This is a genomic window from Hoeflea sp. Naph1 (assembly GCF_046837775.1).
Taxonomy (GTDB): domain Bacteria; phylum Pseudomonadota; class Alphaproteobacteria; order Rhizobiales; family Rhizobiaceae; genus Hoeflea.
The window spans coordinates 1,406,155-1,422,213 of the sequence record NZ_CP177286.1; the positions used below are offsets into that span (position 1 = coordinate 1,406,155).

Here is a 16,059-nt window from a genome sequence, read left to right on the forward strand (position 1 = left end):
CCCGGCGCTTTGCGTCCGGGGCTTTTTCGTGACGGTATTGCTTCCCCACCGCTCCTATCAGCGATTTCGATGGATTGATCAACCGCGGGTGGATGCGAGACACGGAGAATCGGCCTAAGAAGGGCAAACGGAGTTTGTCATGAACCAAGCTGAACATCTCAGTCGCCGCGCCATCGCGGCTCCCGAAAGCGGCATTGTTGCCGTCGTCAATCATGGGCGTGTCAAGCAAGGCCTGATTCCGCTCTGGGCCGGTGAGGGCGACGAGAAGACGCCCGATTTCATCAGCCGCCCGGCAGCCGATGCGCTTGTCGCAGGCGAAACCTTTTACACCTGGCAGCGCGGTATTCCCGAACTCAGGCAGGCTCTGGCGGATTACTACACGCGTCATTTTGACAAGACGCTGCCGCTCGATGCTTTCTGCGTGACCGGATCCGGCATGCAGGCGATCAAGATTGCCGTCGAGGCGGTGACCGATCCGGGCGATGAAATCATCCAGATCACCCCGGCCTGGCCCAATTTCTCGGCTGCCGCGGGGATGTCCGGCAGCGTCGTGGTCTCGGCAACCCTTGACTATGCCGAGGGGCGCTGGAGCATCGATCCCGACCGGATCGCCAATGCCATCACGCCCCGGACCCGGGCGTTGTTCATCAATACGCCTTCCAACCCCACCGGCTGGACCGCGACGCGCGAAGACCTCACAGCCATTCTTGCTCTGGCCCGCCAGCACGGGCTCTGGATCATCGCTGATGAAATCTACACACGGTTTTTCTATGCCGGCGGGCGGGCGCCGTCATTCCTCGACATCATGGATGACGATGACCGCATCATCTTCGTCAATACATTCTCCAAGAATTGGTCGATGACCGGCTGGCGGGTCGGCTGGATCGTCGCCCCGCCATCGCTGATCCAGGTGCTGGAAAACAGCGTTCAATACCAGACATCGGGCGTCGCCCAGTTCATGCAGAAAGGTGCGCTGGCCGCGGTCGAGCACGGCGATGCCTATGTCGAGAGCCAGGTGGCGCGGGCGGCTGCAGCGCGCGATCTGTTTTGTGACGCGCTGACCGCCACCAACCGGGTAGTGACGCAAAAGCCCGATGGCGCTTTTTACGCGTTTTTCCGCATCGACGGGATTACCGATACCAAGGCGGCGGCGATTGATATTGTTGACCGTGCCAATGTCGGCCTCGCGCCCGGAACCGCGTTCGGCGCAGGCGGCGGCAGCTTCCTTCGTGCCTGTTTCCTGCGCAGGCTCGATCAAGTCGAGGAGGCGGCGGGTCGGTTGGCGGCCTATATTTCTGCACTGTAGAGGCTCGATCGCAAGCACCGTTCAGGTTTTCTTGAAACTTGACGTCCATTCTGCGCTCGTTGTTGCATAATTGAGGAAGCGCCATGACGGTTCTGGTTACCGGGGGAGCCGGTTATATCGGCAGCCACATGGTGTGGGCGCTGCTTGATGCAGGGGAGGACGTGGTCGTCGTCGACCGGCTGTCGACCGGGTTCGACTGGGCCATCCCGCCTGAGGCCAGGCTGATCCGCGCCGATATCGCCGATGCAGCGGCGATGGCCGACATCCTCAAGGCCCATGAGATCGAAGCCATCGTTCACTTCGCCGGCTCGATCTCGGTGCCCGAATCCATCGCCGATCCGCTGAGCTACTACCAGAACAACACTGCCAACTCGCTCGGCCTGATCCGCAGCGCCATCGACGCCGGTGTCAAGAAGTTCGTCTTCTCATCGACCGCCGCGGTTTATGGCACCCCCGATGACGATCGACCGGTCACTGAAACCGATCCGACCTGCCCGAAATCGCCCTATGGCGCTTCCAAGCTGATGACCGAAACAATGCTCGGTGATACTGCCGCCGCTCACGATTTCCGCTATGTCGCGCTGCGCTATTTCAATGTCTCGGGCGCTGATCCGGAAGGCCGCACTGGACAGTCGACCCGCGGCGCGGTTAACCTGATCAAGGTGGCGACAGAAACGGCGATGGGCAAACGCGAGGCGATCGAGGTGTTCGGCACCGATTATCCGACACGGGACGGCACCTGCGTGCGTGATTTCATTCACGTCACCGATCTGGTTGCGGCTCATCTCGATGCGCTCGGTTACCTGCGGCGCGGCGGTGATAGCCTTGTGGCCAATTGCGGTTATGGGCGTGGCTACACTGTCCAGGAGGTACTCGACGCGGTTCGCCGGGGCAGCGGCCGTGACTTTAAAATCCATCGTGGCCCGCGAAGGACGGGCGACATCGTCACCTCGGTCGCAAATTCCACCCGGGCGCGGACAGTACTCGACTGGACCCCCCGCCATGACTCTCTCGACGAGATCGTCGGCAGCGCGCTGGCCTGGGAAGCGTCGCTCGCTCGCCGCAATCACAAATAGGATTGCAGCAGTGCCAACAGCCCGAACCACGGGGTATTCCTGCCGGAAGCGTCGCTCGCGGGTTACCCCGGGCCTACTGGGTGAAACCGGACAACGGCCTCCGGCTTCTCAGTCCGTAAGTGGTTTGAGGTTGGCGAAAATCGGCGCGCGCTTTTCGCCGCGGGCGATATAGGCTTCCTTGATGTCATCGGGGCGCAGCATGGCGGCGTTCCATACCGCCACATAGTCGAGCGCGTCGGCGGTTGAGTGGTCGCGAGCATAGTTGGCCATGGTCTTGCATCCGGCAACAGCCAGCGGCGAGTGCTCGGCAATCTTTCGAGCGATTGCCATGACCCCGTCAAGCAGCGCTTCGTGGCTGTCAAACACCTCGTTGACCAGTCCGATTTCCCTAGCCTTGTCGGCGGGAAGCCGCTCGGCGGTATAGACCATCTGCCGTGCCCAGCCCTCGGGAATAAGCCGCAGCAGCCGCGGAAAGGTGCCGACATCGGCGGTCATGCCGATGGCGGTTTCCTGCACCGCGAAAAAGGCGTCTTGCGATGCGTAGCGACAATCGCAGGCGGTCACCAGATCGACGCCCGCGCCGATCGCGCCACCCTGAATGGCCGCCAGCACCGGCTGCCGCGCCCGCGCGAGGCAGGAGAAGGTATCCTGCAACTTCTTGATTTTGTGGCGGAAGGTCTCCGCCGAGACATGCATGTTGGCCGGATCGCGATCAAGCGCCCCGCTCATGAACACTGAAATATCCATGCCCGATGTGAAATGCTTGCCTTCGGATGAAATGACGATCACCCGCGCTTCCGCGTCCGCCGAAATTTGGTCGATCGCCTGCGGCAGCTCGCGCCAGAAATCCAGCGTCATCGAATTGGCCTTGTCGGGCCGGTTCAAGCGGATATGGGCAATGTGGTCAGCAATTTCGAGCGTGAAGCAGGCATAGGTCATGGCGATTCCCCTTTGCCGCTATTTTATCGCGTGATTCCGTTTCGAGATAGCGTTGGATCCAGCAACCTCACGCGCCTCACTGTTTCGCAACAATAGTCGCGTTCGCAGCCACGCGACCGATTCGCAAGGCGCCGGACATCAACAATGCCGTGCCCATGGCGGGGGATTACTGGATTCCTGGAACATAATACTGGTGCTGCCGGAGAGATTCGAACTCTGTCAAATCTACTCACAAACACCCGGAAAACAAGGATTCTTAACCGCCGAAATTAAGCGATGTGTACCCATAGCGTGGACCCATACGAACTGCAAGGCTTGGCATTGTTCGCGGGTCGGAGACAGCTCAGATGTGGGACTTAGTGCGCATCAAGTACAAGTAGATGCGATCACGGGCACTTTGTTCCAGAGTTGGGGGCATTTCATCAAATTCAACGGAACATGAGGTCGCCAATTCTAGCCAGCACATCTGCGTGAGCGCCAATAACAGGGGGCTGAATTGTCAGAATGTTAAGACGCATTGGAGGATTGTCATTCGAGTTTGGTTTGAGTTGAATGCAGTAGGTACCCAAATGGATTATCCCGTTCCACATAATGAAGCCGAGCGACTTGAAGCGCTTCACAAACTGAAAATACTGGATACGGAATCTACGCCAGAATTCGATGCCATCGTAGCTTTAGCAGCTGCAGCCTTTGAAGTCCCAATGGCATTTATTTCCTTTGTGGATCGTGACGTGGGAAATACAATCGGGATGGTCTGCGCTATCCCAGCGATCTGACGGATGCGGAATGGGCGCTGGTCGAGCCTTTGATACCTCCTGCCAAGCGGGGTGGCCGCAGGCGTGAGGTCAATGTGCGCGAGGTTCTTAACGGCCTGCTTTATGTTCTCAGCACCGGCTGCCAATGGCGGGCTGTTCCGAAGGACTTGCCGCCGAAGAGCACCCTGTTCAGCTATTTCGACCTTTGGAACTGGGACGGCACACTCGGCCGTATTCATCAGGAGCTTTATGTGAAATGCCGCGAGGCGATGGGACGCGAGGCTAGCCCGACAGCGGCGGTCATCGACAGCCAGAGCGTCAAAGGCGCGGAAAAAGGGGGGCTTGTATCGACCCGAGCGGGTATGATGCGGGGAAGAAGGTCAAGGGTAAGAAGCGGCATATCCTTGTCGACACGGTAGGTCTGCTGCTGCATGCGCTGGTTCATCCAGCCGACATCCAGGACCGCGACGGCGGCCTGCTGGTCATCAAGACGTTGTTCGGGCGCTATCCGTTTTTGAAGAAACTCTTTGCGGACGGTGGCTATCAGGGACCTGTCTTCGCCAAGGGTCAGAAGAAGGCCATGCCCGGGCTGGCGATCAAGATCATCAAGCGATCCGACATCGTCAAGGGTTTTGAGGTTCTGCCGAGACGCTGGGTGGTCGAACGGACTTTCGCGTGGCTTGGGCGATGCCGCAGGCTGGCAAAGGACTTCGAGAACCTTTCGCGCAACGCGCTCGCCTTTCTCAAACTCGCGTCTATCCGCCTCATGCTGCGAAGGCTCTGTTCAAAATGAACAACTTTCCGGACCGACTCTTAAGCTGTAGAAGATTTCGCCGTTCAGCAGCTCGTCGCGGAACCGGGCGTTGAAGCTTTCGCAGTATCCGTTCTCCCATGGTGAGCCTGGCTCTATGTAGGCCGTCTTGGCTCCGACAGCTGCAATCCAATCCCGCACTTTCTGGGCGATAAATTCCGGCCCATTGTCCGACCGAATGTATTCCGGCGGGCCGCGCAGGATGAATAGGTCTGTCAGAGCATCCAGCACGTCCGTTGAGTTGAGCTTGCGGTCCACGCGGATCATGAGTGCCTCCCTGGTGTATTCGTCGATGATATTCAGCGTCCGATAGACGCGGCCGTCAGCGGTTCGATCCTGGACGAAGTCGTAGGACCAGACGTGGTTTGGCCGTTCCGGTCTGAGACGCACACATGATGAGAGTGTCCGGTCTTCTGTGTAACTGCGCTTTGGTCCATGCTTCTTGAGAGGAGCAAGGACGATGACGATTTCCAAGGAACTGCTTGACGAACTTCTGAAGGGCTGCGAGCGGCCTGAAGATTTGCTTGGCGATGCCGGGCTGATGAAAGAGCTCAGGATCAAGCTCATGGAGCGGATGCTGGGTGCCGAGCTGACGGCGCATCTGGGCTATGAAGAGGGCAAGGACGCGCCGCGCGACCAATCCAACCGGCGCAACGGCACATCCAGCAAGCGCCTGAAGAGCCAAGACGGCGAAGTGCCGATTGCCGTGCCGCGGGACCGGGATGGCAGTTTCGAGCCGGAGTTGGTGAGGAAGGGCCAGACCCGGATCGACGGGATGGATGACAAGATCATCGGTCTCTACGCGGCGGGGCTGACGGTGCGAGACATCCGCGCCCATCTCGAAGATGTCTATGGCCTGCAGGTCTCGCCCGACCTGATTAGCCGCGTGACGGACGCCGTGCTGAACGAGGTTCGGGAATGGCAACTACGGGCGCTGGAGCGGATGTATCCCATCGTCATCTTCGACGCACTGCGGGTCAAAATCCGTGACGCTGATAGCCGTATGGTCAAGAACAAAGCCGTCTACATAGCCCTGGGCGTCTCACGCGACGGTGTGCGTGAGGTGTTGGGCCTGTGGATCGCTGACAATGAAGGGGCCAAGTTTTGGCTGTCGGTGATGACCGAACTGAAAAACCGGGGTGTGCAGGACATTCTGATCGCTGTTGTGGACGGGCTCAAGGGCTTTCCTGAGGCTATTACCGCAGCCTTTCCGGAAGCTACGGTGCAGACCTGCATCGTGCATTTGGTGCGCCATTCCCTGAACTTTTGCAGTTGGAAGGACCGCAAGATCGTGGCCGTTGATCTGCGCCGGATTTACAGCACTGCGACCGCCGACCAAGCGGCGGCCGAGTTGGACGCGTTCGAGGGGAAATGGGCCGGAAAATACGCTTCCATAGGCCCGGCCTGGCGGAGGGCCTGGGCCGAAGTGATCCCGTTCTTCGCCTTCGATCCGGCGATCCGCAAGATCATTTATACAACGAATGCCATCGAAAGCCTGAACCGCGTGATCCGCAAATCAATCAAGACGCGCGGATCATTCCCGACCGAAGAAGCCGCCACAAAACTGATCTATCTGGCCATCCGCAACTTTGAGAAAGGCGGCAGAAATGTCCGCGAATGGTTTGCTGCCCGCAATCAATTCGCTATCATGTTCGACGAGCGCTTCAATGCGTGACCATATCTGACCCCCCCATGGGCCGGGCCAGATACACAGAGTTCATGACACTCCCTGAGGCTGGTCTGATCAACGCACCGCCGATCCCCAAGTGGCATGCCAATAGAACGTCCCCTGAGCGTGAAGAAAAGGTGCTTTATCTGCGCCGCAAATATCACCTCGGCCCGATGCGGATTGTTTGGTATCTTGCGCGTTACCACGACATCAAGATGTCTGACGCCACCGTTTCGCGCATCTTGCGCCGCCATGGTCTAAACCGGCTGCCGCGCGGAACAAGGATGCGCAAGGTTCATGGCGTGCCCCCATCAGGTGGCCCGGTTTGATTGTTAGTGCATCATGGGCGTCTGGTCCATCGGGACAATGCTTTCCGGCGCGGGCGGGCGGTAGCCCAGAGCGCTATGCGGCCTGACGGTGTTGTAGTGGATACGCCATTGCTCGATCAGGATTTGCGCCTCCCTTAGGCTGTAGAAAATTTCGCCGTTCAGCAGCTCGTCGCGGAACCGGGCGTTGAAGCTTTCGCAGTATCCGTTCTCCCATGGTGAGCCTGGCTCTATGTAGGCCGTCTTGGCTCCAACAGCTGCAATCCAATCCCGCACCTTCTGGGCGATAAATTCCGGCCCATTGTCCGACCGAATGTATTCCGGCGGGCCGCGCAGGATGAATAGGTCTGTCAGAGCATCCAGCACGTCCGTTGAGTTGAGCTTGCGGTCCACGCGGATCATGAGTGCCTCCCTGGTGTATTCCCTCTCGCCGTTTGCAAGCAAACGCCTGCCGGGCAGTGGTCGATGATATTCAGCGTCCGATAGACGCGGCCGTCAGCGGTTCGATCCTGGACGAAGTCGTAGGACCAGACGTGGTTTGGCCGTTCCGGTCTGAGACGCACACATGATCCGTCGTTCAGCCTAAGCCGCCCCTTTTTCTTCTGCTTTTGTGGCACTTTCAGCCCTTCACGCCGCCAGATGCGCTCAACCCGCTTATGGTTTACCTGCCAGCCCGCGTTGTTCAGCAGACCGGTGACCATGCGATACCCATAGCGCCCGTACTTGTCGGCCAGTTCGATGATATCATCGGTCAGCCGTTCTTCATCTGCCCGGCCCTGTGGCACCTTGCGCTGTGTGGATCGGTGTTGTCCGAGCGTGCGGCAGGCGCGGCGTTCCGATACGCCGAGCTCCCGCCGCACATGGTCGATGCACTTGCGACGACGCGAAGGGCTTAGAAGTTTCCCTTTGCCGCCTCGGTCAGGATGAGTTTGTCCAGTGTCAGGTCAGACACCGCCCGCCGAAGCCGCTGGTTCTCCTTCTCCAGCTCTTTCAGCCGAGTGAGTTGAGATCGCTGCATCCCGCCATAGAGCTTCCGCCATCGATAAAACGTCTGCTGTGTCACGCCGATCTGGCGCACCGCGTCAGCAATCGTCGCACCTTGCCCTTGCAGAACTTCAACCTGCCGAAGCTTCGATACAATCTCTTCCGGCTTATCTCGTTTTCCAGCCATCGCTGATCCTCCAATTTGAGGGATAATCTATCCCAGTTGGTGGACCACTTTCAGGGGGCAACTCCAGTGTCCACTCAGAATTGGGACGCCTTAGCAACCGGGTGAATTGACCGTTGGGCATGAGCCGTAGTGTCGGGAGCCGGGGCGCATGGATTCTATAGCGAATTGGGTGCGGGCGGCTTCCCGCTGACGTGCGGCCTCGCCATATTGGGTCGCTGCATTGCCGCCGGTGCCGGTTTGTTGCTGTGCGCCAACGACCAGGCCGTACAGCAGGCCTTCGAAGAAATTGGGTTTGGCCGGTTTGCTTGAGGCGCTCTGTTTGCCAAAATCTTTCCAGCTATCCTCGATCTGGAAATGACGTAGCATCTGGCAGGCTTCATTGTTGGTCCTGCGCATCTGGCAGGATATTTCGGCATATTGCCGCGCAACAGGTTCGCTGCGCAAACCAAAACTGTCATCCCAGCTCATCAGCGCCACACTGTAACAGGCGTCGGCTGATTGATCGCCGGTGCTGCATTCATCGCGAAAGATGCTTTGCGCCGTCTGATTGCGTGTTGCGTCGGCCGAGCCCCCCAAAAGCAAGGTGGTTCGTGCAAATTCGGCGCAGCCATAATCTGCGGTGTCGGCACACAGCTTGTCAAACATCGACATCGCCGTGAAGCGATCTTGCTGGGTGCCACGACCATCGGCCAGAGCAACAGCCTGATAGTAACAGCCGTAAACTTCGTTGTTGCCGCAAGACTGGACCAGGAAAGGGTAGGCACCTGCCGGATCATCGCGGTTGAGGCGATATTCGGCTTGCTTGGCATTAGAGGGCGGCCCCATGGTTTGCATCTCCCACCGACGACTGGCCGCCTCTTCGATGCCGGCTGCCTCGGCCTTTTCGTACCATTTCACGGCTGCATCAATGGGCCCGCCTTCGCGATAATCCCACTCTGCCAGCAGGCCCAGCAGATAATAGGCGTCAGGAACACCCGAGTCGGCCGCAACATGAAGATAGTCCAAGGCCATGATGACATCAGCAGGGGTGCCTTGCCCCGTGGCAATCATCCGTCCCGCCTCGTAGGCAGCGGCGGGGGAATTGTGGATAGCGGCGCTTTGGAAGATCCGCAGCGCCTTGGTCGCATCCGCGATGGTTGGTTCGGTCAGGTAGAGCAGTCCCATCTCGTACTCAGCCGGGCCAAAATCCATCGCCGCTGCCCGCTCAAGATAGCTCAGTGCGATGGCCAAATCCCGCGGCACCACGTCGCCCATAAGATAAGCCATGCCGGTGTGGTAGCTGGCTTGCGGCTTGACCATTGCAGGGTGGTCGGCGGAGCGCTTGTGCAGCGAAAACGCCAATGCTGGGTCTTTGGGGACACCTTGGCCGGTGTAATAGAGCAAGCCCAGATTGTTCATGCCATTGGGATCGCCAGCATCAGCCAATTGCTGGAAGATGCGCGCTGCGGTGGCCACGTCGCCGCTGGACAATGCGGCTTTGCCAGCCTCATTGAGGGCATGCATGTCAACATCATCTTGTGCCAACGCCGGTGACAACGTGGCGCCGAGCCAAATGGCAAACACGAGACTGAACACCAACCGCATCAGATATTTCCTTCGAAATCGGTATCCCCCTGGCATCATCTCCCCGGACAATTTGCCAAGCTGGGGGCCTAGTTTGAGTCAGACGGATTCTCCGCAAACCTTATTGCTTTCGCTCGGATGGCGTCGGTCAACATTTCGCTGAGGCCCGTCGCGCACTTGCCATCCCGAACCGGGAATTTGACGCGGCGCAGTAATTCAAACCCCGGCTTTTCCTGTTCTTGTTCAAGGGTGATTGCAACAGTTCGGCTCTCAAGCTGCGAATAATAGCGGGCTCGGGTCTCCAACAACAAATCGGCATGCAAGATGCACAATTCCAAGGCGGTACGGTCGAGAGCCGAGACGGAGATATCCGCCAGCCCCGAGTCTACGGCGTAAGTGAGAGAGAGCTCACCTGGCGTCAGTCCAGGTTCTGCCCAACGCAGCGTTGCAACTATGCCACCGCTCAGTTCCGGTGTCAGATTGTTCAGCCCCACGCCAAGCGGTTTTGGCAAGCACGGCGCGTCGTCAGTAATATCAAACACCATCTCGTGAAAGCGCGTTAGCGTCATGTTCTCGGGCAGATCATCGTCAGACTTGGAGGGGGGGAAGTCCCAACGGACCCGGACGGTATCAATGTCATTTTCGTCGATAGCAGCGGCACTATGATTAACGAGGTTTGTACAGAGCGGACGTACCTGACGCGCATAATCATCGGAGGGAACTTTGCCAAATGGTTCAGGGTCAAAATTCGGCACGGTACGAACCACCAGCGTCTTGTGCCCATTCGGATCGGTTTCGATCAGGTATTCCTCGATAGTTACCGAAGCTCCATTACCCAATTCGACTGTTTCTGCCTGTGCAGCCGCAATGTTGACCCCGCCTGATAACATCAGCGCGGCCCCCCAGCGCAGCGCGCAGGAAACACAGGAAGAAAGATTGACCTTGGACACGCGACACTCCTCATAAACTGAACGACACGCGGGCTGCAGGCACTCGCGCGCATTCACTCTAGGCTGATTATCCATTCCCAAGCTCTCCCCCGAATGGGGGATAGCGGGCCCGCCTGTCGCCTCGATATGTTTGAAGAAAAACAGATCGGGCGGGGATGATGCGACTATTCAAATGGTCAAAGAATATTGTTGTTGGTTACTTGGCTTCGATTGCGCTGTGCACCGCGGCTTTGCCAGTCATGGCTGCCAACGTCTCTTTTGTTGCGTTGCATTATTCTGCCGACCGTTTTGTGCCGCAGTTTCATTTCGATGGGCCGGTGGTTGAGGGGGATACCGCCGCTCTTGCCTCTCTGATAGACAAGTTCGTCGAATGTACCCCAGACGCCCTGGAACCGGATGGCAGCAATTGCGCGGTAGTGACGCTTAACAGCCCGGGGGGGAACTATATTGAGGGGTTGCGGTTGGCGGCGTTGATGCGTGAGCGGGCAATCGCCACCGTCGTTGAAGAAACCGCGCATTGTTACTCAGCCTGCGCTTTCGCTTTTCTTGGCGGTTCCGGTCACTCCTCGCAGGAGGGCGTGGATGCCTATATCGACAGAATGATCGAGCCGGGTGGCACTCTCGGGTTTCACGCGCCGTATTTCGCGCCGGACTCGCTGGATGGTCTGGTGGCCCAGTTCGGCCTGGATGAAGTGCTCGGAGCCAGCCGCGACGACATCTCGCTGATGATCCAGCAACTGGTTGATTGGAACGTCAATCCCAATGTGCTGAGCCATATCGTGCGTATGGGACCTTCGCAAACCTACGACATCGTCTCCGGCGGGGATTACACTTTGTTGTGGGCGCAATTGCCGCCCGCGCCGCCCCATTATTGGAACAGCAATACGGCCAGCGCGATCCGGAATGCCTGCATCAACCTGCTCGCGCATCACCTGAATACCTTGCCTGAAGCCGTTATGGGAGCGATATCGCTGGAACCCGATATGAACCTGGCGAACACTGAACAAGGTCAAATCCTTGATGGATTTCGGCTGGAGGCCAATACTCCATTCGAAGCCAGCTATTGCGCCTTGCCACAGGGGCAGTTCGAGAGTGGCGGCGACATTGACTTGGCACTTTATACAGCACCCGGCCTCACAGGAGCTGCAAGTCCGCTCGTGTCATTGTTCAATCGTACCGACGGCTGGTCGACCATGGGTACCGGAGGTGAGCCAACCCGCCGGAATATGCAGAAGGGCAGTATGAGCCAGCTGTTTGTCGACGTCGTCGGGCCTGTCGAGAGCGACTTCGTAAAATTCATGGACTATCTGCCGTTGCGCAAATTTGCCCGATTCAATGAGACTGGCATTCTGGATGAGGCAGCCGACTTTCCGGTCTCCGAACTTCCCATGACCCTCCTTGGCCAGAGCAAGAAGGTTCAGATCATAAAACAAGGCGAGCATCAGATCATCGTCGAAACGGGAAGTGACCTACTCTACACCAATGCCAGACAAAAGCACGCCAACCGCCATGATGTCGGTGTCACGTTGGCCGCTGACTATGACAACGGGTTCGTCGTTGGCGGGCTTTACGACTCGGGCCGTCCGTATTTATGGGTAGGACTGAAAGGCGATGCCGGCGCTACCGCAGTGCTGCGTATCGAGACCCCTGACATGCCGGTGGACATGAACGCCGCGTTGATGGAGCAGGAAAAAATTGCGTGTAGTTTCAGGCTGAACGGCCGTGGACTTGGCTGCCCGTAAGCTTGGGTGTCACGATGATCGGAATCTTCTATTGAATTCCCTGCTACCGATATTTCTTGCCATCCAAGGCAGCGTGTTCCTGGTGTGGACTGTTCTGGCGTTTCGCTGGCTGTTTGCATTGCGGGCTGATGCCGTAGCGATTTCTGGTCGCACTCTGCCAAATATGTCAGCGACTTTTGAAGCATTTCGAGGAGGTCTGGTAGACCCACGTTACCGCCGCTACCGCCTGGGATTTTCAGTGCTGACGGCTTTGCTCATGGCGCTTTCGGCTCTCACCTTCCTTTTCAGCAAATGATGGGGCAAGTCGGGAATTCCTCCATGTTGTTTCGCGTTTTCCGCGGCCTAAAAGTTAGCGCTTTGGGCCTATGTATGACGGTCGCGCCTGTAGCGGCGCATCCGCCCGAGCTGGAATGTTCAGCCGAGCAAGCCGTGTACCGGCTGCAGTCCGATGACGGGCCGCTGGAGATAGGTTTTATTCCAGCAACCACCTTCATTTCGGCGGCATCCAACCTTTATCTCTATCTTACCACGACGCAGCGAACCTATTGGTTCAGCTTTTCGGTTTCAAATGGCTATAGCGGTATGACGCTCCATCCGGTCAGCGACCCGGTCGCTGCGTCTGCCGAGGGGGCTGCCCCCCGAGAATTGCTGCAGCAATATTTGGACGAAGATGCAGATCCCGCCGCGGCCGAGATCTGGAGTTCCCTGCGATTCTATTCACTCGACGCCGATTTGACATTCCTTTTCGAGCCACCGCTGTCAGGTGAGCCTGCGCCAGCCTATGTCATGGCACCCGAAATTGGTCTGACGCTGTGGTATCAGCCGCAGGCTCTGACAGAAGACGCCACCGCAGATCGGGACCCCATTCCGCGTGGTGTTTTTGCCCTGGTGGAGTGCTTGCCGGAGCCACGCGCCAAAGTCCGGCCTTGAGTCCCACGTCGCTTCACGTCAACCCCATCCGGATCGCGTGCCGGGCTGCTTCGGCTCGTGTCGATATGCCGAGCTTGCGATAGATCGCCTTGATGTGGGTAGCAATGGTGGTTTCAGCCAGTCCCAGAGCCAATGCTACATCGGCATTGCGAAGCCCCTTGCCAACGAGCGTGAGCACGTCGAGTTCACGCGAAGTCAGTTTTTCGATGTCGCCATCAATAGGTCCGGTGCGCTGGAAGTGCTCCATGATACGCCGGGCTATCGTGGGCGAGAGGGCAGGCATTCCCTGTTCCAGTTGAAGCAGTTGCCTTTGGATCAATGTACTTGGCTGCCCCTTGAGCAGATAGCCCTGCGCGCCCGCAGAGAGGGCGGCGACGATATGCGCATCCTCGCCCAGAACTGTGGTGACCACACATATAGTATCAGGAGATAGCGAGCGAATGCGTCGGATGACATCCAGACCTGAACCGTCTGGCAGCCCCAGGTCGACCAACGCCATGTCCCAGTTCAGTTCATTAACCTTGGCAAGCGCACCGGCAACGGTTTGCGCGATGCTGATAGCCGCACTGGGGAAGGCGTCCTGCGCAATGCCTGTCAGCCACTCAGCTGCCTCGGCGACGTCCTCGACAATGAGCAGATTGCGGATCAACTGAGCCCTCCTTCAAGCAGGGGAAAACAGGCGTCAATGCGAGTGCCTGCTGTCCCTGTAATCGACAGCGAACCACCTTCTCCCAAAATTCGAGAATAGATGTTGTTCAACCCTCGGCCTCGTTTGGGGGCAGCTTCGTCGAAGCCCTTGCCATTGTCGGATACAGTCAGGCCAATTTCGCCATTAATCTCGGTAATTTCTATGCACAACTCGGTGGCCTGTGCGTGTCGAATTGTATTGCTGGCACATTCTCGCACGACCGAGCGCAACGTGTGGGCACGCCTTGCGCTGATGCCGACATCCGCATTGCCTGAGTAGTGCCATCGCAACTGAAGCCCCGCCAATGCGAGGCGCTCATTGGTCTCGTAGCGCAACTCGGCCAGCACCTCATCAAGCGCCATGCCATTGCCCTGCGCATTGCTGATGATGTCGCGCAGATCTGCCAGGGTCTCACTGACTATCGTATTCTTGCGCTGCAGATCCGGAGTGTGAAGGGTGCGTAGCAGCTGGGCACCAATGTTGTCATGCAGATCCCGGGCAATGCGGGTCCGCTCCTGACGCACGCCTTGTTCGCGGGCGTCGCTGCTGTCTATCGCGTGAGTGATCAGGTCAACAAGGTTCTGTACCTGATCGACATCGCGCTGGGAAAACAGCCGCCGCCCGCCATTGGCAAACTGCAATATGAGTGACGGCAGATTCAAATGTCCCGGGATGAGCAGTCCCTGACCATCCTCGACGAGTGCGACCTTTGGTACCGTGGGCGCAGTTTCAATCGTGAGAGGGTTCAGGCGTTCGGTCAGCAGAGTATGCCACTGGGCGATCTGTCGGTCGGGTGTCCGCTCCAGCGCTATTTCGACAAGTTGGGGGAAGGTCTGCTTGGTAAGGTTCAGATTATGATTTAGCCGGGCACCAATGGCATTGCGAAGGGGAAGGTAAACCAACCCTACAACGAGCAGGGCGATGCCGAAGGCGGGCATCCGCTCCACAGCAACGCCATAGATCAAGAATGCATCCAGCCCGACAAGCAGCATGGCCCCGACGAAATAGGAGCCCAGCCTGAATGCCCACATATCAAGATCGAATAATCTGTAGCGCGCGACACCGAGGGCCACGCCGGCGTAGATCAGCAGAATGACACCGAAGGCCGACGCCTGGGAAACCTGGGGTTCCAGGCCAATCAGCAGCGGTGTGGCGATGGCAAAGACAAACACGCTTGTACCAGCCAGGATAGACAGCCCGAACCAACCCAGGGCGGCCCTGGCCACAGGGTTCCTTTGGCTCAGGTACAGCTGAATGGCAATCAACGCACCGATTGCAACAAACTGGACGACCATAACCGGATAAATGCCCAGGTATTGAAAAAGCGGCAGCTGGCCTACGGTGATACCGGTCGCCAAGGCTGTTGCCACCCAGATCACAATCAACTGGCGATCAGAGGCGATGCGCTTTGGATAGACCGCCAGCAGGCAGATAATGGCTGCGCCAAACGACACTGTTCCTGCATAATTTATCCCCGAGAGGACGATCAGCAGGTCCTTTGGCATGCTGAGTTCACGCGTTCCGTAAATTGCGGCTGAAAGTGCGGACGCCATCAGGCCTACTCCTGATATGAAAAAGTAGAACGGCCCGGCTTCGCGCCGACGCAGGACCCAGACCCAACCGCCGAGCACCAGTCCGCCGCAACCCACGAACAACTGCAGCCAGAATTCGAAGGGGAGGGACCATGCGGGCCGAGCGGTGAAGGGCGCAATGTGGACGCGATGCGCGCCGCCGCTGGCGCCGGTTACATCGAGCCAGACACGATTCTGGTTCTGGATACCGGACAGTGCAGACTGCCGTACCCGAAAGGCATTGAGCGCTTCATAGGAGTTTAGCGTGTCAGGTTCTTCAACAATGTCGATGGCGCTGACGGTGATACTTCCGGTACTCTTGGACCCGATTGCGTCCAGTCGTTCGCCGGCATTTAGATTTGGTTCGAAATCAGTGCGTTGCACCCGCGAAATGACAACGGAACCGTCATCACCCGGTGACAATACGACCCCCAGCCATGGCTGATTGACGGCGACGAACAGAGCGCTTGCAGCGGCCAGTATGGATAGCCCCAGAAGCACGACAAGCATGAGAAAGGCCGGTGTTCGCATTTTGGGCCCCTCCCTTTCAGACCTAAACACT

The 16,059-nt window shown here is 58.1% G+C and carries 13 protein-coding genes and 3 pseudogenes; 9 read left to right on the forward strand and 7 right to left on the reverse strand.

Translation table 11 applies throughout. The features are described 5' to 3' along the window. The first annotated feature begins 139 nt into the window (after positions 1-139). Positions 140-1,306: a pyridoxal phosphate-dependent aminotransferase gene (locus tag ACK6D9_RS06610; RefSeq protein WP_412051079.1), complete on the forward strand. Its 1,167-nt coding sequence runs from the start codon at positions 140-142 to the stop codon at positions 1,304-1,306. A gap of 83 nt (positions 1,307-1,389) precedes the next feature. After that, positions 1,390-2,382 (forward strand): UDP-glucose 4-epimerase GalE, encoded by a 993-nt coding sequence (gene galE, locus ACK6D9_RS06615; RefSeq protein ID WP_412051080.1) that lies wholly within the window; start codon positions 1,390-1,392, stop codon positions 2,380-2,382. 108 nt (positions 2,383-2,490) lie between these two features. Here the strand turns inward: galE and ACK6D9_RS06620 are convergent, their stop codons facing one another. Beyond that, positions 2,491-3,321, reverse strand: a complete 831-nt coding sequence (locus ACK6D9_RS06620) for a crotonase/enoyl-CoA hydratase family protein (RefSeq protein WP_412051081.1) — start codon at positions 3,319-3,321, stop codon at positions 2,491-2,493. Between the two features lie 569 nt (positions 3,322-3,890). On the opposite strand from ACK6D9_RS06620, the gene ACK6D9_RS06625 reads away from it, so the two are divergent. Together ACK6D9_RS06625 and ACK6D9_RS06630 are read left to right on the forward strand one after the other, a co-directional pair. Then, positions 3,891-4,097: a hypothetical protein gene (locus ACK6D9_RS06625; protein WP_412051082.1), complete on the forward strand. Its 207-nt coding sequence runs from the start codon at positions 3,891-3,893 to the stop codon at positions 4,095-4,097. After that, a protein-coding gene (locus tag ACK6D9_RS06630) for an IS5 family transposase (RefSeq protein WP_412051755.1) occupies positions 4,076-4,869 on the forward strand; the annotation gives its coding sequence in 2 pieces (ribosomal slippage) (positions 4,076-4,418 and positions 4,418-4,869; 795 coding nt in all). The genes ACK6D9_RS06625 and ACK6D9_RS06630 overlap by 22 nt, the downstream gene beginning before the upstream one ends. A gap of 21 nt (positions 4,870-4,890) precedes the next feature. Here ACK6D9_RS06630 and ACK6D9_RS06635 read toward each other — a convergent pair. Beyond that, positions 4,891-5,283 (reverse strand): annotated as a pseudogene (locus tag ACK6D9_RS06635) (DDE-type integrase/transposase/recombinase); the annotation flags it as partial. A gap of 64 nt (positions 5,284-5,347) precedes the next feature. On the opposite strand from ACK6D9_RS06635, the gene ACK6D9_RS06640 reads away from it, so the two are divergent. Both ACK6D9_RS06640 and ACK6D9_RS06645 read left to right on the forward strand, forming a co-directional pair. After that, positions 5,348-6,562, forward strand: coding sequence for an IS256 family transposase (locus ACK6D9_RS06640; RefSeq protein ID WP_412051083.1), 1,215 nt, complete (start codon positions 5,348-5,350; stop codon positions 6,560-6,562). Between the two features lie 56 nt (positions 6,563-6,618). Continuing rightward, positions 6,619-6,855: pseudogene (locus ACK6D9_RS06645) on the forward strand (IS481 family transposase); the annotation flags it as partial. A gap of 33 nt (positions 6,856-6,888) precedes the next feature. On the opposite strand, the pseudogene ACK6D9_RS06650 reads toward ACK6D9_RS06645, so the two are convergent. From ACK6D9_RS06650 to ACK6D9_RS06660, 3 genes and pseudogenes are all read right to left on the reverse strand, one after another. Next, positions 6,889-8,053: pseudogene (locus ACK6D9_RS06650) on the reverse strand (IS3 family transposase). Between the two features lie 90 nt (positions 8,054-8,143). After that, a complete protein-coding gene (locus tag ACK6D9_RS06655) occupies positions 8,144-9,637 on the reverse strand; it encodes a hypothetical protein (protein ID WP_412051084.1) in 1,494 nt (497 codons plus the stop codon). A gap of 68 nt (positions 9,638-9,705) precedes the next feature. Then, positions 9,706-10,566 (reverse strand): hypothetical protein, encoded by an 861-nt coding sequence (locus tag ACK6D9_RS06660; RefSeq protein WP_412051085.1) that lies wholly within the window; start codon positions 10,564-10,566, stop codon positions 9,706-9,708. Between the two features lie 158 nt (positions 10,567-10,724). On the opposite strand from ACK6D9_RS06660, the gene ACK6D9_RS06665 reads away from it, so the two are divergent. From ACK6D9_RS06665 to ACK6D9_RS06675, 3 genes are read left to right on the forward strand one after another with little or no spacing between them, the layout of a single operon-like run. Further along, on the forward strand, positions 10,725-12,308 hold the full coding sequence (locus ACK6D9_RS06665; RefSeq protein WP_412051086.1) for a hypothetical protein: 1,584 nt from the start codon (positions 10,725-10,727) through the stop codon (positions 12,306-12,308). A 31-nt stretch (positions 12,309-12,339) separates the two neighbouring features. Next, a complete protein-coding gene (locus tag ACK6D9_RS06670) occupies positions 12,340-12,603 on the forward strand; it encodes a hypothetical protein (protein ID WP_412051087.1) in 264 nt (87 codons plus the stop codon). A gap of 23 nt (positions 12,604-12,626) precedes the next feature. Further along, a complete protein-coding gene (locus tag ACK6D9_RS06675) occupies positions 12,627-13,238 on the forward strand; it encodes a hypothetical protein (RefSeq protein WP_412051088.1) in 612 nt (203 codons plus the stop codon). Between the two features lie 13 nt (positions 13,239-13,251). Here the strand turns inward: ACK6D9_RS06675 and ACK6D9_RS06680 are convergent, their stop codons facing one another. Beyond that, positions 13,252-13,887, reverse strand: coding sequence for a response regulator (locus ACK6D9_RS06680; RefSeq protein WP_412051089.1), 636 nt, complete (start codon positions 13,885-13,887; stop codon positions 13,252-13,254). Continuing rightward, on the reverse strand, positions 13,884-16,028 hold the full coding sequence (locus tag ACK6D9_RS06685; RefSeq protein WP_412051090.1) for a sensor histidine kinase: 2,145 nt from the start codon (positions 16,026-16,028) through the stop codon (positions 13,884-13,886). Before ACK6D9_RS06685 ends, ACK6D9_RS06680 begins: the two co-directional genes overlap by 4 nt. Positions 16,029-16,059 lie beyond the last annotated feature (31 nt).